Below are 17,428 nucleotides of genomic sequence, written 5' to 3' on the forward strand. Positions count from 1 at the left end.
CTCAAAAATCTACCGCTTTAGTACGTTTATACTAAAGTTTAACCCTGTCTACAGCTTTAAAATTGAATATTCATTCAGTTAATGTGGTTAATTATATGATTTTATCCGGTGTGGCTGAATGAATATCGTTTTGACGGATTTCTGAGGCTTCCGCACAAAAGTTGTATTTGTTTATTTAATATACGCGCCTGACGAGCGTTACGCAAAGTCAGCCGACGAATGTCCTCAAGTTGCTTCCTTTATATAGATGTGTCCTTCGATGATTATTTATTGGCTAACAGAAAGTGCAACGCACAATTATGCACTCATAATTATGACACCTGTGGGTTTTACCTGCTGAAAGTGATATAAGTGCTTCAGGTTATAGTTTTAGTTATTTGTAGTACGGTTGCTATGCATCAAGACTCACCAAATGATTCCTGGGCGATAAAGTTCGCTCAATTCATCAAACGTTTTGGCACGCTGAAGCTCAGCATGCTTTTTGTTGTGGTTACGCTGGTATTCACGTTGGGCGGTTCATACGTGATCCGTGTGGCGATGGGGAACGAGGTTCAGCCTGACGATTTTATTATCGCAGTAGTGCTGACCATGATGTCCGCCCCTTGGGTGCTTTACTTTCTTAGTGAGCTGGTAAAACAGTTAGAAACGTCTCGGGTTAATCTGAAAGAAGTGGTTAGCCAACTTGAGCGTCTACGCGAAGAAGATGTGTTTCTGAATCGAGAGTTGCAAAGCAACATTCGACAGCTCAATCATGAAATGGAACAGCGACGTAAAGCCCAGGATGATCGCGAAGCGGTATTCAAAGATCTCGAACGGGAAATTGAAGAAAAGTCGCATTCTGAGCAGCAAGCCAGGCATTTATCTACCTTATTACGCTCCATCATCGATGCGTCGCCAGACCTTATTTACTACCGTAATGAAGAAGGGCGCTTCGCTGGCTGTAACCGGATTGCAGAAATGCTTACCGGGAAAACGGAAGCGCAGTTAGTTGGCCTTACTCTGCACGATGTATTTGAAGAAGAACTGGCCTTACAGATTGTTGCTTCAGACCAAGAAGTACTCGAAACTAACGAAAGCATGACGGAAGAATTATGGTTACGCTTTGCCGATGGCCGTCGTCGTTACTTCGAAATGAAACGGGTACCGTTCTTCGATAATGAAGGCAAACGTTTAGGTTTGCTGGCTTTCGGTCGTGATATGACCGAGCGCAAGCAGGCTGAAAATGCCGCAGCCAAGGCCAGTACTGATAAAACCCGATTTATCGCTACGATTTCTCATGAGCTACGTACGCCGCTAAACGGGATTGTTGGCTTAAGCCGCATGTTGCGTGATACCGATTTAAGCGATGAACAATTTAGCTGGGTGAGTACCATTTACGCCAGTGCTATCACGTTGGGTAATATCTTTAATGACATTATCGACCTTGATAAGCTCGACCGCGACAAACTGGAACTCAGCCTTAAAACGGTTTCTTTGCGAGATTTCACCCAGGAACTGGCGAGTATCATTCGTCTGCTGGCCGCAGATAAGTCGCTGGAACTGATTACCGAGATTCAAGAGCCTCTACCACAATTAGTGGAAGTGGATGGAACCCGGTTACGCCAAATTCTGTGGAACATTTTGTTTAATGCCGTGAAGTTTACGCAGAAGGGCAATGTGCGCTTAAGTGTGTCTGCTACGGAAGCTAAAGACGACATGACCATGGTCACTTACGTGGTGGAAGATTCCGGTGTGGGTATTCCTGAGTCGGAAATCGACAAGATTTTCGCCATGTATTATCAGGTCGATCACCCTGACCACCAGTCGGCAACCGGTACCGGTATCGGTTTGGCCATCTGTAAGCAAATGGTTGATTTAATGGATGGCGATATCAGTGTAACCAGTCAAGTGGGTAAAGGCACCCGGTTTGAAATTACACTGCCATTACATATCTCCAAAGCGCCGATGCAGGTATCAAAACTGCTGGTAACAGATTTAAATATTCTGTTAGTGGAAGATATCGAACTGAACGTAATGGTAGCCAAAGCGCTGCTTGAAAAGCTCGGTCAAACTGTCGATGTGGCGATGACCGGCCAGGAAGCAATTGATAAAGCTCGTAACAACCATTACGACCTTATCCTGCTGGATATTCAGCTGCCTGATATGACTGGCTTTGATGTTGCCAATACCCTGCGCGACGAAGACTTAGTCATGGGGACTGCCATGGTGGCGCTCACCGCTAACGTGATTAAGAAGCGTGAAGAATATCTGCAGAACGGCATGGATGATGTTATTGCCAAGCCGATTAAGAAAAGTCGCGTGATTGAGGTATTCAATGCCCTGTTTACCGAACCGGCGGCACCACTGCATACCGAGGTGGAGAACAAGCCTAAAACGGACAACAGCAAAGCCTTATCGAACATTCTCGATATTGAGTTATTGCAAATGCTGGTGGATACCATTGGTGAAGACATGGTTCGTGCTAGCGTGAAAGTGTTCCAGGATAAAATGCCCGAGTACATGGAAATTCTGCAACTGAGTCTGAGTGCCGATGAAAAGTCTGAAGTCTGCTCACAGGCGCATAAGATTAAAGGCGCTGCGGGCTCGGTGGGGCTGTCCCGGGTGCAGCGAATTGCGAACCAGATCCAACAGGGCGACCATCCTGCGTGGTGGCAGAACGTGCATGACTGGGTGGAAGAACTACAAATGGCAGTGGCGCACGATATGAAAGCGCTGCACGAATGGCTTAATACACAGATGATTGAGGACTAGTTGTCATGACAACCATGGATGGTAGTGCTTTTTGTAATGGGCAGCTAGACACGGCCGCCTTACCATCGCTCGATAACCTTAACTACGAGCCGGTTTCTCCGGCTTACCGCAAAATGAATCTGATCATCACCACATTGATTTTCAGTATTCTACTTTTTATTGTCAGTGCTATCAGGTTTCAGCCTTTTGCTGAATTGCCTGAGGGCTTACAACAAGCCTATCCATTTATTTGCGCCGGACTTCTCTTTTTTTTGACCTGGATCTTCTTTTACCACTGGTTCGCAGATCGACGAATAAAGTTCGCTTTACGGGAGCAAGACATCTCGCTCAGCGAAGGGCTGATTTTTCGTTCTGTGACGTGTCAGCCTGTGCTGCGCGTACAGCATATTGAGATAAAACGTGGCCCGGTAGACAGAATGGCCGGGCTGGCAAAATTGCAGGTCTTTTCCGCTGGTGGCGTAGCGCATACATTTGAAATTCCCGGCCTTCCCGTAGAGCAAGCCCAAAAAATTCGTCGATTCATTCTCGAGCACAAAGACGTCGGAGCACGTTAATGGATGCAGAACTGACTTCTCTGGCTACGGGAAAAAGCTGGCGACGTCTGGCACCTGTTGCGATCATCTATTTCATTGCTTCGAATATCGTTCAGTTTGTTCGCCAGTTCATCGTGCTTATTTCGGTAGCAGCCTATTCCGCAAATCAATTTGATATTGTCGACTCTCCGTATTTCATCCCTGGCGCGGTGCTCGTCGCGGTCATTATTGTGGTGAGTGGCGTGGTCAATTATTGGTTTTATCAATACCGCATTTTGGACCAGCACATAGAAATTCGCAGCGGTATGTTAAAACGCAGAAACCTCAACCTGCCATTCTGGCGCATTCAAAATGTCAAAATTGAGCAGCCTTTTTACTATCGCCTCACCAACTATACCGTGGTGATTTTGGATACCGCGGGTTCAGGAAAAGAAGAAGCTAAAATCGTCGCCGTAGACCGGAATGATGCCAAAATTCTGCGTCAGGAGATCTTGGCAAGTGCGACTGCAAATAAAGCGGCTTCTGCGTCTGAACAGCCAACAGAGGCATCAGGTTCAGCGCAGGCTAGCGACGGAATGCAAAGCGATGACGAGCGGGTGATCAATCGTCGCAGTTTGTTTGATCTGGTATTGCATGGGCTAACAAACAATCGAGTATGGATTTTTCTCGGTGCAGCAGCACCGTTTTATCAGGAAATTTCAGGATTTATTTTTGATTGGGTTGATTCACTCGGGCTTTCTGTTGATGCACTCTTCGCCGACCAGCAGGTAGCATGGTGGCAGATGGGCTTGTACGTCATTTCAACCATGATGGTTGTTTTTGGGGTCATGGCATTAATCTCTGTTGGCGGCTCGGTAATGGTGTATTACAACTATACGCTTACCCGTACAGCCGACCGTTACATTCGCCGTTCCGGGTTGTTTAGCTTGCAGGAAGTGAGTATGCGGGAAACCCGTGTGCAGATGATTTCGGTAAAGCAAGACTGGCTCGATTATCTGCTTAAGCGAGCGAACTTCTTTTTCGAACAGAATAAGACCGGTGCTAATCCCGAGCAAGAGTTACACGCTACGAACAAACTAGTGGTACCGTCGGTGACTACGCCAGAAGCGCAAGCGCTCGCTGCCGATGCTATGCCAGGCAATTGCCTGTACGACGCGCCTTATCAACCAATCAGTCAACGTTTTATCGGGCGCTGGATAGCACTCACCGCCGTGCCGCTGTTTCTCTTCTTGACGGCGTTGAGCCTTGCTAATGATGATTTAAAACTTTTCTTCATTGCCATACCGGTACTGGCTATTCACTGTTTACTTATCTATTTACGCTGGCGGGCGTGGGGAATTTGGCAAGACGAAACCCATTGTTATGTACGCAAAGGCATCATTGGTATTGATAGATATTGTTTCGCGCTACATAAGGTACAGCAGGTTGGCGTTTCTCAAAGCGTGCTGATGCAACGACGTGGATTGGCGAACATTCGCTATGTGTTGGCCAGTGGTGATGTGGTGGTTCCCTATCTTCAATATGGATTCTGTGTAAACGTTGCCGATAAAGCATTGTGGGAAGTCGAAACCAAGCGCCAGTCATGGATGTAAACTGACGCTCAACTTACTAAGTTCATAAGGCGGGCTCAGCCCGCGTCCTCTAGTACAAACTCCTGTTGTTCTGTTTCAAGCAGCCAGGCACTGACTTTTTCAATTAATCGGGTATTTGCCTGATTAAATGTATGAATGTGTAGTCTCAACCATTTTGCAAACGGTGCCAACATTTCAGGGCTGTATTCAGCCGTTGTGTTTGCGAGTACAAAAAGATGTGCCAATGCCATGGTTTGCAACACGGGGCCGGCATTTCGGATAGCGGCAAATTCGACTTTAGCCATTGCCGGCAAGGAACAACTATCTGGTAGATTAAAAGCGGCGAGTTTCGAGGCCAGTTCTGCGGTTTTAGTGCCGAAACAATCCTCAATTTCTTCTACGTCTGCATAGGCTTCCTGCAGTGGTCGGGAAAGCCAGGCAGCGGCCAACACATCGCGGTTATGGGGGAAGCCACTCAGAAGTTTAGCCAACTCGCGGGGATGATGAATAAAGGATTCGCCATTATGACGGCGCAGATGTCCCGCCAATGCATATCTTCGTGCTGTGAAGAGTGCTGCCGAAGAAACAAAATCATCTTCAATCAATAGTGCCTGCATGTGTAACCCCTTAAACCTGCTAACGTGTTGAGTGTCGACGCTAGTTGTTACGTCGTTGTAAACAGGGATATCAAATTGCGTGCCTATTTTTTCGTCAATTCTCTGACAGCAGTTGGAGGAGAGCAGTGAATAAATAAAAAAGAGCCTGTGCGAAGCGCAGGCTCAAAGGTCCTTGGGAGGATAAATCTTACAGTTTTTCAATTTGGTAGCCGCGGGCCTCGAGTAATTCCAACACGTTGTCGTCGCCCACCAGGTGGCCTGCACCGACCAGTACCAGTTCCTGATCTTCATCGCCGAACATGGCTTCGATTTGACTGATCCAGCGTTTGTTGCGCTGTACCATCATTTCATCGAAAGATGCCGGAGACTCACGCTTCATTTTATCTACGGTCATTTCTTGTAAGCTTTCATAAACTGAGATGGCAGCGGGAACTCGGTAATGGGCAAAATGTGAATAGTGCCACCTACGTAAACCTTGTCTTCGCCTTTAGTGACTTTCCAGACCGATGAATGGTCCTTGTCGCTCTCACCCGCGAAAGCGGAATTAGCGAAAAGGCCCAGTGCGTAGATTGCAGTACGTAATTTTAAGTTTTTCATGAGTAGTTTTCCCTAACCGGTTTTAGTATTTGAATGATTGAGTAATGGTATCGATAACGGCGTGTTCAATTTCAGCCAGACGCTGCTGAAGTGTTTCGTTGACCTTTTCTTCGATTACATCAGTAAAGGAGCCAAACAGCGACTGTTCGGAAGACGGGTTTTGAGTTTGTAGTGCTACGTTGAGCGCAGTTTCACTATGCTGTTTCACTGCGCTGTTTTGATGATAAAAATCACCGGTAAACTGACCCGGTAGATTTCTGTCAAAAATTGCTGACCCGAAAAACTACTGCGATACCAGCGTCATCTCTTCAATTTTCGCTGCCTCAATTTCATCATCTGTAAATGCCACTGGCCGCAGGGCGGGTTGGGCGGAGTACCAGCGGGTCTGATCAAAGAAGTGATCGCTGCCATAAACCCGTGACTGGGAATACGTTAGCAGAGCGCGAGCAGCAGGGCCGGTATCGGTAAAATTCACCACCATCATCCAGCTGCTGCCGTAATTAATGCGGTAGCCTCCGGCTTCCGCGCTGATTTCAGACACATCATTGAGTGGCGCATAGCTGATTTGCGGCAGCAGGGTAGCGTTCTGCGGCAGCAGGCCACTGGTGTTTGGCACCGGGCGGAACACGTTGAAGCCGCCTTCCACGTTATTGGCACCGCCCCATGGAAGGCGCTCGGGATCGGCCGTGCCGTCAGGACGGGCACGCTGCACAAATTGCACCTCGCCCAGTGTCGCATCAGGTGCTACGCCAGCGGCTTCAAGCACGGTGACCGCGCGGGCAAACTGTTCAAGGGTGGTGGCATTAGTAACGAGACCAGAAGGTGTGGTCAGAGGCTGAGTGGCATCGAAAGCGACTTCCCACTGGGGATTTGTCTGGAACTGGTAGGCAAACTCCCGGAAGACCTGACCACCAACGCTGTCGGTATTCATGGTGCTGTCCCACAGCGCTAATGCATTACAGGCCGCCTCAATAACCACGCTTTCACCATCCACATTTACCGGTGTTGAGCCCTGCGCGGTGCACATGGCGAGCACGTCGGCGAGGATTTCTTCTGCCAAATAACTGCGGTTACTCATCAGCAGGCTTTCCACTTCGTCAGAAGTGAACAGGCCATCACTGCCGCTACCTTCCTCAAGTAACTTCTGGCCCATTCGGGAACGTAGTGTCTGCTGATCGTTTTCGCCACCGTAAAGCGGCGAGATGCCGGTGATGGGCGAATCCACATTGGTCAGCCAGTAGCTGTTATTGGAGTTTTGCACCGAATCATTGCCTTCGTATTTCGGTGCCGCCTCATAAGGCACCGGGCCGTCAAAATCAAATACTGATTGGTTTCCCGGCAACACGGTGAAGCCAGCCGCAGCTTTTGTCTGCACCAGTTCGGGCACGGTGGTGAGGGCACCGATTGCCGTAGCTGATAAGTTCGGCACAGTAGAATCATCGATATAAAACACCTGACCATCGGCGGACGCGGCCATGGTGTTGTTAAAGATCACGCCGTCGTAATTGATAAAAGCCTGTTTGAATTCGTCCATGCTGGTGGCCAGGTTCATCGCCATCCAGTGGTCGAGAATATCCAGGTTGGGCAGGTTGGCATCTTTAATGGCGAATGCCTGAGTTGCAGTCCAGTCGAAGCTGCCGGGTATTTCAATCATCGGTCCGTAGTTAGTGTAATACGCAGTCTTACGTACATTCACGGTCTGTCCGCCACCCACAGCGACCTCTATCACCATGTCTTTCTCTTCAATCGCCACGGCTTCGCCGTCAATTAGCTGGGTCTGGGCGTCGGTATCCGTTTCATCCAGTGAAAGCTGATAAACCACAAAATGTTCTGCCGAGGAGAAGGTATGGGTCCAGGCCACGTTGTCGTTGAAGCCGATATTCACTGCGCCAGGCAAACCAATGAGCGAAGCACCGGTTACGTTCAGAAAACCTGGCACGGTGGTATGGAACTGCCAGAATCGCAGACTGCCGGTATGGGGAAAGTGCGGATTAGCCAGTACCATGCCCATACCATTTTCCGTTTTATCCGCTCCCAGCCCCCAGCCGTTAGAGCCGAGCTCTGACGGATTGGTATCAGGAATCGCTGAGGTGTGATTAATGTTTAACGTGAGATTCGCGCTTTCTGGCACGGGCGTAAAGTCTTTGCCGGGAGGAGCGGCTACAAACATGGCGCTCAAGAAGTTCGTCGCACCGGGAAGTACAGCAACCCCAAGAGAATAGGTGAGCAAATCGGTGGCGTCGATGGGGGTTACCCAAGGCTGTCCCGCACAGGCGGGATCTTGTTCCGCTACCGGCGTATCTTCAAGGTAGCGATTGTAACCCGCAGTATAACCCTGATACATGGCCCGGCTGGTTTCGCTCATGGAGGACAGCGAATCCTCTGCAATTTCGCGGATGCCTATCGTGAGGAAACCAAAGTCGCTGATCAGGTGGCTGCTGTCGCCGCTGCCGGGCACAAGGTCGGGACCATAATATCGGCTGCGCTGAGAGTTATAGCGCACAATCTGGTCGGCCAGAATACACAGGTTATCTCTGGCAAACGCATAACCCACCCCGTAAGACAGACTCTCCAGGTTGTCAGCAGTGATATGCGGCACGCCGTAGGTTGTCCAACGGATATTGGCTTCCAGTACGCCGTCGTCGTCAAAGGCGTCAAGAGATTGTGGCGGTTCAGGAAGTGGCTCGTCGTCATCGTCGCAAGCGCTGAGTAGCGTGAGGCTGAGTGCTGAAACTGTCAGCAGGGAAAGCAATCGAAAGGGGCGGTTCTGATGTCGTCCATAATATGACATGGGGTTGTCTCCGTTCTATGCCGGTTTTATAGAACAACAACCACACCGGTTAACTTAATGTTTACAAGCTTCCGAAGCAGTATACACAGATATAAATGCTGATGAATACCATTCTAAGTCCCGCCACTCTGCATATTTCCTTCGCTTCACGCCAAGCCATTGAAAACCCAATTTTTAAAAGGCACAAAAAAACGCGCCGGGTCGCGTTTTCGCACATAGCAATTCTGAAGTTTGCTCAGACGTCGAGTACATCTCCAGGCACGCGCACATTGCCTTCCATCAGCACACGGGCGCTGCGGCTCATAACGACTTTATTTACCTGCCATTCGTCTTGATATAATTGTGCTTCCGCGCCCACTTTCAGCGTGCCGGAAGGATGGCCAAACACCACGTAGCTGCGCTCACCGCCACCGGCCGCTTCATTCACCAGCGTACCGGGTATGGTCGCCGCGGTGCCAATGGCGACGGCAGCGGTGCCCATCATCGCATGATGGAGTTTACCCATGGACAGAGCGCGTACATTGAGATCGATGTCCTGACGGGCAATCGCTTTACCGCTGGAGGACACGTACTCAGCCGGACCGCTGACAAATGCGACTTTCGGCGTGTGCTGGCGGGCAGCTGCTTCTTCGATGTTGTTAATCAGGCCCATTTTCACCGCGCCATGGGCACGGATGGTTTCAAACATGGCCAGTGCTTTGCTGTCGCTGTTAATGGCGTCCTGCAGCTCAGTGCCTTGATAGCCGATAGCGTCAGCATTGATAAAAATGGTCGGGATCCCGGCATTGATCATGGTGGCTTTAAGCATGCCCACACCGGGCACCTCGAGATCGTCCACCAGATTACCGGTGGGGAACATGCTGCCTTCACCATCCGCCGGATCGATAAACGCAATCTGAACTTCAGCGGCAGGGAAGGTCACGCCGTCGAGTTCGAAGTCGCCGGTTTCCTGCACTTCGCCATTGTTCATGGGGACTTTAGCAATGATCGCCTTGCCGATATTTACCTGCCAGATTTTTACCGTGGCAATGCCGTTTTCCGGCACGCTTTCGGGGTTTACCAGACCATTGCTGATGGCGAAAGCGCCGACAGCCGCGGTCAGGTTGCCGCAGTTACCGGACCAGTCCACGAATGGCTTGTCGATGGCGACCTGGCCAAACAGGTAGTCCACGTCATAACCTTCCTGTTCGCTTTTCGACAGGATCACGGTTTTGCTGGTACTGGAGGTCGCGCCGCCCATACCGTCGGTTTGTTTGCCGTAAGGGTCGGGGCTGCCAATAACACGCAATAATAGCGCATCACGCACCGGCCCCGGCTGCTGTGCTGCTTCCGGTAAATCGGTTAATTTGAAAAACACACCTTTGCTAGTTCCACCACGAATATAAGTAGCTGGAATTTTAATTTGAGGGGCGAATTTCATAATGTGCTCTCACCTTTGTATAAGAAGGGAAAAATCAGACCGGAGCAGAATTACTGTCCGGTCTGTGACGGGGCTATCAGGCGTTTTCAGACTCAAGAAAATCCTGAGCAAAGCGCTGCAGTACGCCGCCCGCTGAGTAGATAGATACTTCTTCGGCTGTATCCAAACGACACTTTACGTCTACTTTTTCGGCTTCGCCGTTAGTGCGGTGGATGACGACCGTCAGGGTTGCGCCTGGCGAGACTTCACCTTCCACATCATAGGTTTCGGTGCCATCCAGTCCTAGGGTTTTGCGGGTGGTGCCTTCGTGGAATTCCAGCGGTAACACACCCATACCAATCAGGTTAGTGCGGTGAATACGCTCAAAACCTTCGGCCACAATCACTTCCACACCGGCCAGACGTACGCCTTTGGCGGCCCAGTCACGGGATGAACCCTGACCGTAGTCCGCACCGGCCACGATGATCAGTGGCTGCTTGCGATTCATGTAGTTTTCAATGGCTTCCCACATGCGCACCACCTTGCCCTGCGGCTCGATGCGAGCCAGCGAGCCCTGTACCACTTTGCCGTCTTCCAGCACCATTTCGTTAAACAGTTTCGGGTTAGCCAGAGTCGCGCGTTGAGCGGTAAGGTGATCACCACGGTGTGTCGCATAGGAGTTGTAATCCTCCTCCGGTACGCCCATTTTCGACAGGTATTCACCGGCCGCGCTGGACGCCATGATGGCATTCGACGGCGACAGGTGATCGGTGGTGATGTTGTCACCCAGGATAGCCAGCGGACGCATACCTTTCATCGTACGTTCAGCGGCCAGTGCGCCTTCCCAGTAAGGCGGGCGACGAATATACGTGCTCTTCGGACGCCAGTTATACAGCGGATTCAGATCCTTGCCGTAATCGACTTTGAGGTCGAACATGGGCTCATACACCTGACGGAACTGCTCGGGTTTCACCGCGCTTTTCACGATAGCATCGATTTCCTCATCGGATGGCCAGATATCTTTCAGTGTCACCGGGTTACCGTCTGCATCGGTACCCAGCACATCTTTTTCGATATCGAAGCGAATCGTACCGGCAATGGCATAAGCCACAACCAGCGGTGGTGACGCCAGGAATGCCTGTTTTGCATAAGGGTGAATACGGCCGTCGAAGTTTCGGTTACCGGACAATACCGCCGTGGCGTACAAGTCACGCTTAACAATTTCTTCCTGAATTTTCGGGTCCAGAGCGCCGCTCATACCGTTACAGGTGGTACAGGCGAAGGCCACGATACCAAAACCCAGCTTTTCCAGCTCAGTTAGCAGCCCGGCTTCTTCCAGATACAGTTTCACGGCTTTGGAGCCTGGTGCCAGTGAAGTTTTCACCCATGGTTGTCTGAGCAGGCCTTTGGCATTGGCGTTGCGGGCCAGTAAGCCGGCGGCAATCACGTTACGCGGGTTACTGGTATTGGTGCAGGAGGTAATGGCGGCGATGATCACCGCACCATCCGGCATTTGTCCGTTTTCGTGCTCCACACTGCCGGTGATGCAACGAACTGCGAGATCGCTGGTGGCAAGACGGGCATGGGGATTCGACGGGCCAGCCATATTGCGGCCAACAGTAGACAGATCGAATTTCAGCATCCGCTCATATTCAGCGGTTTCAAGATCGTCTGCCCACAGGCCGGTAAGTTTGGCGTATTGCTCTACCAGCTCAACCTGCTTGTCTTCACGGCCAGTGAGTTTCAGGTAGTCGATAGTCTGTTCATCGATGTAGAACATGGCCGCGGTGGCACCGTATTCCGGTGTCATGTTGGAAATGGTGGCGCGGTCACCGATGGTCAGCGCAGAGGCGCCTTCACCGAAGAACTCCAGATAGGACGAAACCACTTTTTCCTTACGCAGGAATTCGGTCAGCGCCAGTACGATGTCTGTGGCGGTAATACCTGGCTGTGGTTTACCGGTAAGTTCCACGCCAATGATATCAGGCAATCGCATGTAGGAGGCACGGCCAAGCATCACGCTTTCCGCTTCCAGGCCGCCGACGCCTACGGCAATCACGCCCAGTGCATCAACGTGTGGAGTGTGGCTGTCGGTACCAACCAGGGTGTCCGGGAACGCCACGCCGTCGCGGGCGTGAATCACCGGTGACATTTTTTCTAGATTGATCTGATGCATAATGCCGTTGCCCGGGCCAATCACGTCTACATTTTTAAACGCGGTTTTGGTCCAGTTAATAAAGTGGAAACGATCGTCGTTGCGGCGGTCCTCAATTGTGCGGTTCTTATCAAACGCGTCTTCTTCAAAGCCAGCATGTTCCACTGCAAGTGAGTGGTCGACGATGAGCTGAGTCGGTACCACCGGATTCACTTTCGACGGATCACCGCCTTTTTCCGCGATGGCATCACGCAGTCCAGCAAGGTCCACAAGTGCTGTCTGGCCAAGGATATCGTGGCAGACTACCCGAGACGGGAACCACGGAAAGTCGAGCTCCCGTTTACGGTAAATCAGCTGTTTCAGGGAATCGCTAAGCATAGTTGGGTCGCATTTGCGCACCAGGTTCTCAGCCAGTACCCGGGAAGTGTAAGGCAGTTTTTCATAAGCACCGGCTTCGATGCTGTTCACGGCTTCACGGGTGTCATAGTAATCCAAACCGGCATTTGGCAACGGTTTGCGATAATCAGTATTCATAATTGGTCTTCTCCGGCAACATCAGGGCAGGCAATGTGGTGGCCCGCCAAAGCACCTAGTCTCGCTGGTCGATAGGTGTAACAGTGCGCAGCTCTTCGCCGGTGTACTCTGCAGACGGACGGATAATGCGGTTATCCGCGCGCTGCTCCATAACGTGAGCGGCCCAGCCGGTAAGGCGTGACATCACAAAAATCGGTGTAAACAGCTTGGTAGGAATACCCATGAAGTTGTAGGCAGACGCATGGAAGAAGTCAGCGTTACAGAACAGTTTTTTCTCACGCCACATCACGGCTTCACAGCGCACAGAAATCGGGTAAAGCACCTCGTCGCCCACATCGGCGGCAAGTTTTTCAGACCAGCCTTTAATGATTTCGTTACGCGGATCAGACTCGCGGTAAATGGCATGACCGAAGCCCATGATTTTCTCTTTGCGTTCCAGCATGCCCATCATTTTTTCTTCGGCATCGTCGGCAGAAGTGAAGCCTTCGATCATTTCCATCGCAGCTTCGTTAGCACCACCGTGCAGCGGGCCACGCAGGGTGCCGATGGCGCCGGTAATGCACGAATGCATATCAGACAGGGTGGAAGCACACACGCGGGCGGTAAAGGTAGACGCGTTGAACTCATGCTCGGCGTACAGGATCAGCGATACGTGCATGACCTGTTCGTGCAGTTCGCGAGGCTTCTCGCCGTGCAGCATGTGCAGGAAATGGGCGCCGATAGAGTCATCATCGGTAGTGGTGTCGATACGCATGCCGTCATGGCTGAAACGATACCAGTAACAGATAATGCTTGGGAAACAAGCCAGCATGCGATCGGTAACAGCTTCCTGTTCAGAGAAGTCGTTTTCCATTTCAAGGTTACCTAGCATGGAGCAACCGGTACGGATCACGTCCATGGGATGAGCATCTTTTGGAATGCGCTCCAGCACTTCTTTTAATGCAGCTGGCAAGTCACGCATGCTTTTCAGTTTGGCTTTGTATTCAGCAAGCTCGCCTTTATTCGGTAGTTTGCCTTTGAGGATCAGATAGGCCACTTCCTCAAACTCACAATGATTGGCCAGATCTTTTACATCATAGCCGCGATAAGTGAGTCCCGAACCTGATTTCCCTACGGTAGAAAGCGCTGTTTTACCTGCTACCTGGCCCCGTAAACCGGCACCGCTTAGTTCTTTAGCCATTATCTTGTCTCCGATTTTATAATCGTGTGTAAGGTACAATTAGTGATTTAAGATTTCGATTTAGAAAATAATTCGTCGAGCTTCTGCTCGTAGTCGTGATAGCCGAGATAGTCGTAAAGCTCCATGCGGGTCTGCATGGTATCAACCACCGCTTTCTGATCGCCGTTAGTAAGAATCGACTGATACACCAGCTCGGCTGCTTTATTCATGGCGCGGAACGCGCTCAGCGGATACAGCACCATGTCGGCACCCCATTCACCCAACTCTTTTTTGTTCCACAACTCGGTCTGACCGAATTCAGTAATGTTGGCCAGAATCGGTACATCCAGCGCGTCGGCAAAGGCTCGATAATGTTCTTCAGTTTTAATCGCTTCGGCGAAAATGCCGTCTGCACCGGCGGCAACATACGCTTTTGCGCGCTCAACCGCTTTTTCAAGACCTTCCTGGGCAAACGCATCAGTACGGGCCATAATAAAAAAGTCCGGATCGGTACGGGCATCAACGGCGGCCTTAATGCGGTCTACCATTTCTTCAGTGGACACAATTTCTTTATTCGGACGGTGGCCACAGCGTTTCTGCGCCACCTGATCTTCCATATGCACCGCTGCTGCGCCGGCTTTTTCCATATCACGAATGGTTTTGGCAATATTAAATGCGCCGCCCCAGCCTGTATCGATATCAACCATCAGTGGCAAATCGCAGGCAGAGGTAATGCGCTGCACATCAACCAGCACATCGTTCAGTGAGGTCATACCCAGATCCGGCAAACCATACGACGCATTTGCCACGCCACCACCCGACAGATAAATGGCCTGATGACCAATTTGCTTCGCCATCATGGCAGAGTAGGCGTTAATGGTGCCTACAATCTGAAGCGGTTTGTTGTCGGCTAAAGCCTGACGAAATTTCTTGCCTGCACTGTGCATGGAATAATCTCCGTTTAATGCGGTGAAGTGTGAAGAAGTTTGCGTTCGATATTGTTTTTCGAATACAAAATGTGTCGGCGCATCAGCATTTCTGCTAATTCATCATCACGGTTGGCGATGGCCTGTACGACGTGACGATGTTCGTCGAAGGCGGTGGTGACGCGGGGACCGGCCATGCCAAACTGCACACGGTACATACGCACTAGGTGATAAATGCCATCGATAAGCACGGAAATGAGGTGCTGGTTTTTACTTCCCAGAACAATGCGATAATGGAAGTCCACATCACCGGCTTCCTGGTAATAACGCTGGCCGTCTTTCACCTCATCGAAGTGGTCGTTCAGCAAACCTTGTAAATCATCAATTTCCTGCTGATTCATGTTCTGGGCGGCAAGGCGAGCAGCCATACCTTCTAAGGCTTCGCGAACCTGATAAAGTTGAATCAGCCCTTGTGGAGACAGGCTCACTACGCGAGCACCCACATTAGCACGGCGTTCAACCAAGTGACTGGCGGTAAGACGATTAATTGCTTCACGAATTACAGCGCGGCTAACATCGTATTTTGTCGACAATTCGGTTTCGCTGAGTTTCGAACCGGCCTCAATGACACCTTCAACAATGTCCTTACGAAGCCGGAAAAATGTTTTATCAGCGTGGGTTACGGCGCTTTCTGCGGCTATTTCCATACTTAAAAGATCAACAGCTTGTTAACTAAACTGTCGACAATGTAGGCGTGATCATGATGTTAGTCAACCTTTTTACTCGAATTTTGTCGACAATCTTCGACAATTTAAAGGTATTTCAATGTGGTAGGTGTCTCTGTCAAACATTGCACAATACGGTATGCCACTACAAAGAGAGAAAGGAAGCCGTGGCGCAGCAGACTACGCCAGGCTCATCAATGCATTTAGGCTTTTGCTCGTTTATTTAAAATGGCTTCGCCGGCATTAGCAGGTAGTCGGGAACTGTCTATCAGTGCGAGTAAGGTGACCGCGGCTAACATATAAAATGCCAGTGAAAAATCAAAAATAGACGGGTCTTCTGTAGAGGTGCCGGTGATAAACGTGGCCAAAGCAAGGGTGAGTGCGCCAAAAGTAATACCCAATCCTCGGGTCATTTGCATCACCACGGCACTGAGTGTATTGGCATCACGCATTTCGTGTTGTGGAATGTCGGCGAAGTTGATGGTGTTCAGTACCGTAAGGTGCATTGAGCGCGTCATTCCGCTGAAAAACAACACCAGCACCATAATCAGGTAAGGGGTTTGTGCAGTAAACTGTGCAATCAGAACAAAGCTCAGCGCAATGAGCACGGTATTGGCAAGCAGCACAGTGCGGAAGCCAAACGTATTCATGATCCAGGTTGTGGCGGGCTTCATTGCCAGATTACCGGCGAAGAGCCATATAAATAATGAGCCTGCTTGAACAGCTGTGTAACCAAAGCCAAGTTGTAACATTAACGGAATGAGGAAGGGGGCACTGGCTAAACCCATGCGAATTGCCGAACCGCCCATTACCGTCACTCTGAAGGTTTGAACCGAAATGGCTTTTAGTGAAAACAGCGGGTTTTCTGCATGGTGCATATGCCAGAAAGTAAGAACTAGAAGTAATATACCAGCACCAGTGAGTAGAGAGGGAAAAAGTAAGCTTTCAGGTCGACTGCTAAATGACTCAAGCCCGGCCATAAACAATCCGAAGCCAATACCGCTAAGCAAGAAACCTTTAATATCAAATGGCTGGGGCTCACCTTTATTGTTATTTATCAGGTAAAAGCCGGCGATGAGGGCCAGCATTCCCAGCGGTACATTCATCAGAAATATCCAGTGCCAACTGAAGGTTTCAGCTATCCAACCACCCAACACTGGGCCAATCAAAGGCGCGGCCAGGGCAGGCCAGGTAAGGATTGCCATGCCACGCACAAAATCTTTTTTGGGTAAGGTTCGGATAACGACCAGACGACCTACCGGCACCATCATGGCGCCACCTACGCCCTGAAGTACTCTGGCGGCGGTAAACGTGTAGAGGTCGGTACTGATTGCACATAACAAAGACGCCAGCACAAAGACACAAATTGCCGCGCTGAAAATTACCTTGGGGCCGATGCGATCTGCCAACCAGCCGGAAATGGGCACAAACACGGTTACGGCCACCAGGTAAGCGGAGATCCCCACTGAGAGATGCGCAGCGGCAACCCCAAAGTCTTTGGCGATGATTGGCAAGGCAGTGGTGATGATGGTGGAGTCCAGCACCTCCATAAATAAGGTTGCAGCAACCAGTAGTGCAGTGGCAGTCTGGCGGTCAAGTCTTTGCATAAATTCCTGTATTAAAGAGTCCTGTATTAAAAGAGTCCAGTACTAGAGTGTATCCAGAGTTCA

14 protein-coding genes are annotated in these 17,428 nt (G+C 50.4%); 3 read left to right on the top strand and 11 right to left on the bottom strand.

Annotation, left to right across the window (positions count from 1 at the left end; genetic code table 11):
• Positions 1–393: 393 nt before the first annotated feature.
• Genes arcB through ACXAFQ_RS09860 form a run of 3 tightly spaced genes read left to right on the top strand, consistent with a single transcriptional unit; the run spans position 394 to position 4,876 of the window.
• Positions 394–2,751 carry an aerobic respiration two-component sensor histidine kinase ArcB gene (gene arcB, locus ACXAFQ_RS09850; RefSeq protein ID WP_474820873.1) on the top strand — a complete coding sequence of 786 codons (2,358 nt, stop codon included), beginning with the start codon at positions 394–396 and terminating at the stop codon, positions 2,749–2,751.
• A 5-nt stretch (positions 2,752–2,756) separates the two neighbouring features.
• On the top strand, positions 2,757–3,305 hold the full coding sequence (locus tag ACXAFQ_RS09855; RefSeq protein WP_474820877.1) for a PH domain-containing protein: 549 nt from the start codon (positions 2,757–2,759) through the stop codon (positions 3,303–3,305).
• Positions 3,305–4,876: a PH domain-containing protein gene (locus ACXAFQ_RS09860; RefSeq protein WP_474820880.1), complete on the top strand. Its 1,572-nt coding sequence runs from the start codon at positions 3,305–3,307 to the stop codon at positions 4,874–4,876. The genes ACXAFQ_RS09855 and ACXAFQ_RS09860 overlap by 1 nt, the downstream gene beginning before the upstream one ends.
• A 35-nt stretch (positions 4,877–4,911) precedes the next feature.
• On the opposite strand, the gene ACXAFQ_RS09865 is transcribed toward ACXAFQ_RS09860, so the two are convergent.
• From ACXAFQ_RS09865 to ACXAFQ_RS09915, 11 genes are all read right to left on the bottom strand, one after another.
• The gene (locus ACXAFQ_RS09865; RefSeq protein ID WP_474820884.1) at positions 4,912–5,472 is read right to left on the bottom strand and encodes an HD domain-containing protein; all 561 of its coding nucleotides are present in this window, start codon (positions 5,470–5,472) and stop codon (positions 4,912–4,914) included.
• A 187-nt stretch (positions 5,473–5,659) separates the two neighbouring features.
• The gene (locus ACXAFQ_RS09870; protein WP_474820887.1) at positions 5,660–5,866 is read right to left on the bottom strand and encodes a TraB/GumN family protein; all 207 of its coding nucleotides are present in this window, start codon (positions 5,864–5,866) and stop codon (positions 5,660–5,662) included.
• Complete coding sequence (locus tag ACXAFQ_RS09875) at positions 5,863–6,069, bottom strand: TraB/GumN family protein (RefSeq protein ID WP_474820891.1); 207 nt, start codon at positions 6,067–6,069, stop codon at positions 5,863–5,865. Before ACXAFQ_RS09875 ends, ACXAFQ_RS09870 begins: the two co-directional genes overlap by 4 nt.
• A gap of 22 nt (positions 6,070–6,091) precedes the next feature.
• A complete protein-coding gene (locus tag ACXAFQ_RS09880) occupies positions 6,092–6,277 on the bottom strand; it encodes a hypothetical protein (protein ID WP_474820894.1) in 186 nt (61 codons plus the stop codon).
• Between the two features lie 75 nt (positions 6,278–6,352).
• Complete coding sequence (locus tag ACXAFQ_RS09885) at positions 6,353–8,860, bottom strand: acylase (protein WP_474820897.1); 2,508 nt, start codon at positions 8,858–8,860, stop codon at positions 6,353–6,355.
• A gap of 235 nt (positions 8,861–9,095) precedes the next feature.
• Positions 9,096–10,280, bottom strand: a complete 1,185-nt coding sequence (prpF, locus tag ACXAFQ_RS09890) for a 2-methylaconitate cis-trans isomerase PrpF (protein WP_474820899.1) — start codon at positions 10,278–10,280, stop codon at positions 9,096–9,098.
• A 76-nt stretch (positions 10,281–10,356) separates the two neighbouring features.
• Positions 10,357–12,948 (bottom strand): Fe/S-dependent 2-methylisocitrate dehydratase AcnD, encoded by a 2,592-nt coding sequence (gene acnD, locus ACXAFQ_RS09895; protein WP_474820902.1) that lies wholly within the window; start codon positions 12,946–12,948, stop codon positions 10,357–10,359.
• A gap of 55 nt (positions 12,949–13,003) precedes the next feature.
• Positions 13,004–14,128 carry a bifunctional 2-methylcitrate synthase/citrate synthase gene (prpC, locus tag ACXAFQ_RS09900; protein ID WP_474820905.1) on the bottom strand — a complete coding sequence of 375 codons (1,125 nt, stop codon included), beginning with the start codon at positions 14,126–14,128 and terminating at the stop codon, positions 13,004–13,006.
• 47 nt (positions 14,129–14,175) lie between these two features.
• Positions 14,176–15,054: a methylisocitrate lyase gene (prpB, locus tag ACXAFQ_RS09905; RefSeq protein ID WP_474820909.1), complete on the bottom strand. Its 879-nt coding sequence runs from the start codon at positions 15,052–15,054 to the stop codon at positions 14,176–14,178.
• A gap of 14 nt (positions 15,055–15,068) precedes the next feature.
• A complete protein-coding gene (locus ACXAFQ_RS09910; protein WP_474820913.1) occupies positions 15,069–15,740 on the bottom strand; it encodes a GntR family transcriptional regulator in 672 nt (223 codons plus the stop codon).
• Between the two features lie 221 nt (positions 15,741–15,961).
• Positions 15,962–17,365, bottom strand: a complete 1,404-nt coding sequence (locus tag ACXAFQ_RS09915) for an MFS transporter (protein WP_474820916.1) — start codon at positions 17,363–17,365, stop codon at positions 15,962–15,964.
• Positions 17,366–17,428: the final 63 nt, after the last annotated feature.

It is taken from the genome of Alteromonas sp. ABH2_165 (assembly GCF_056159945.1).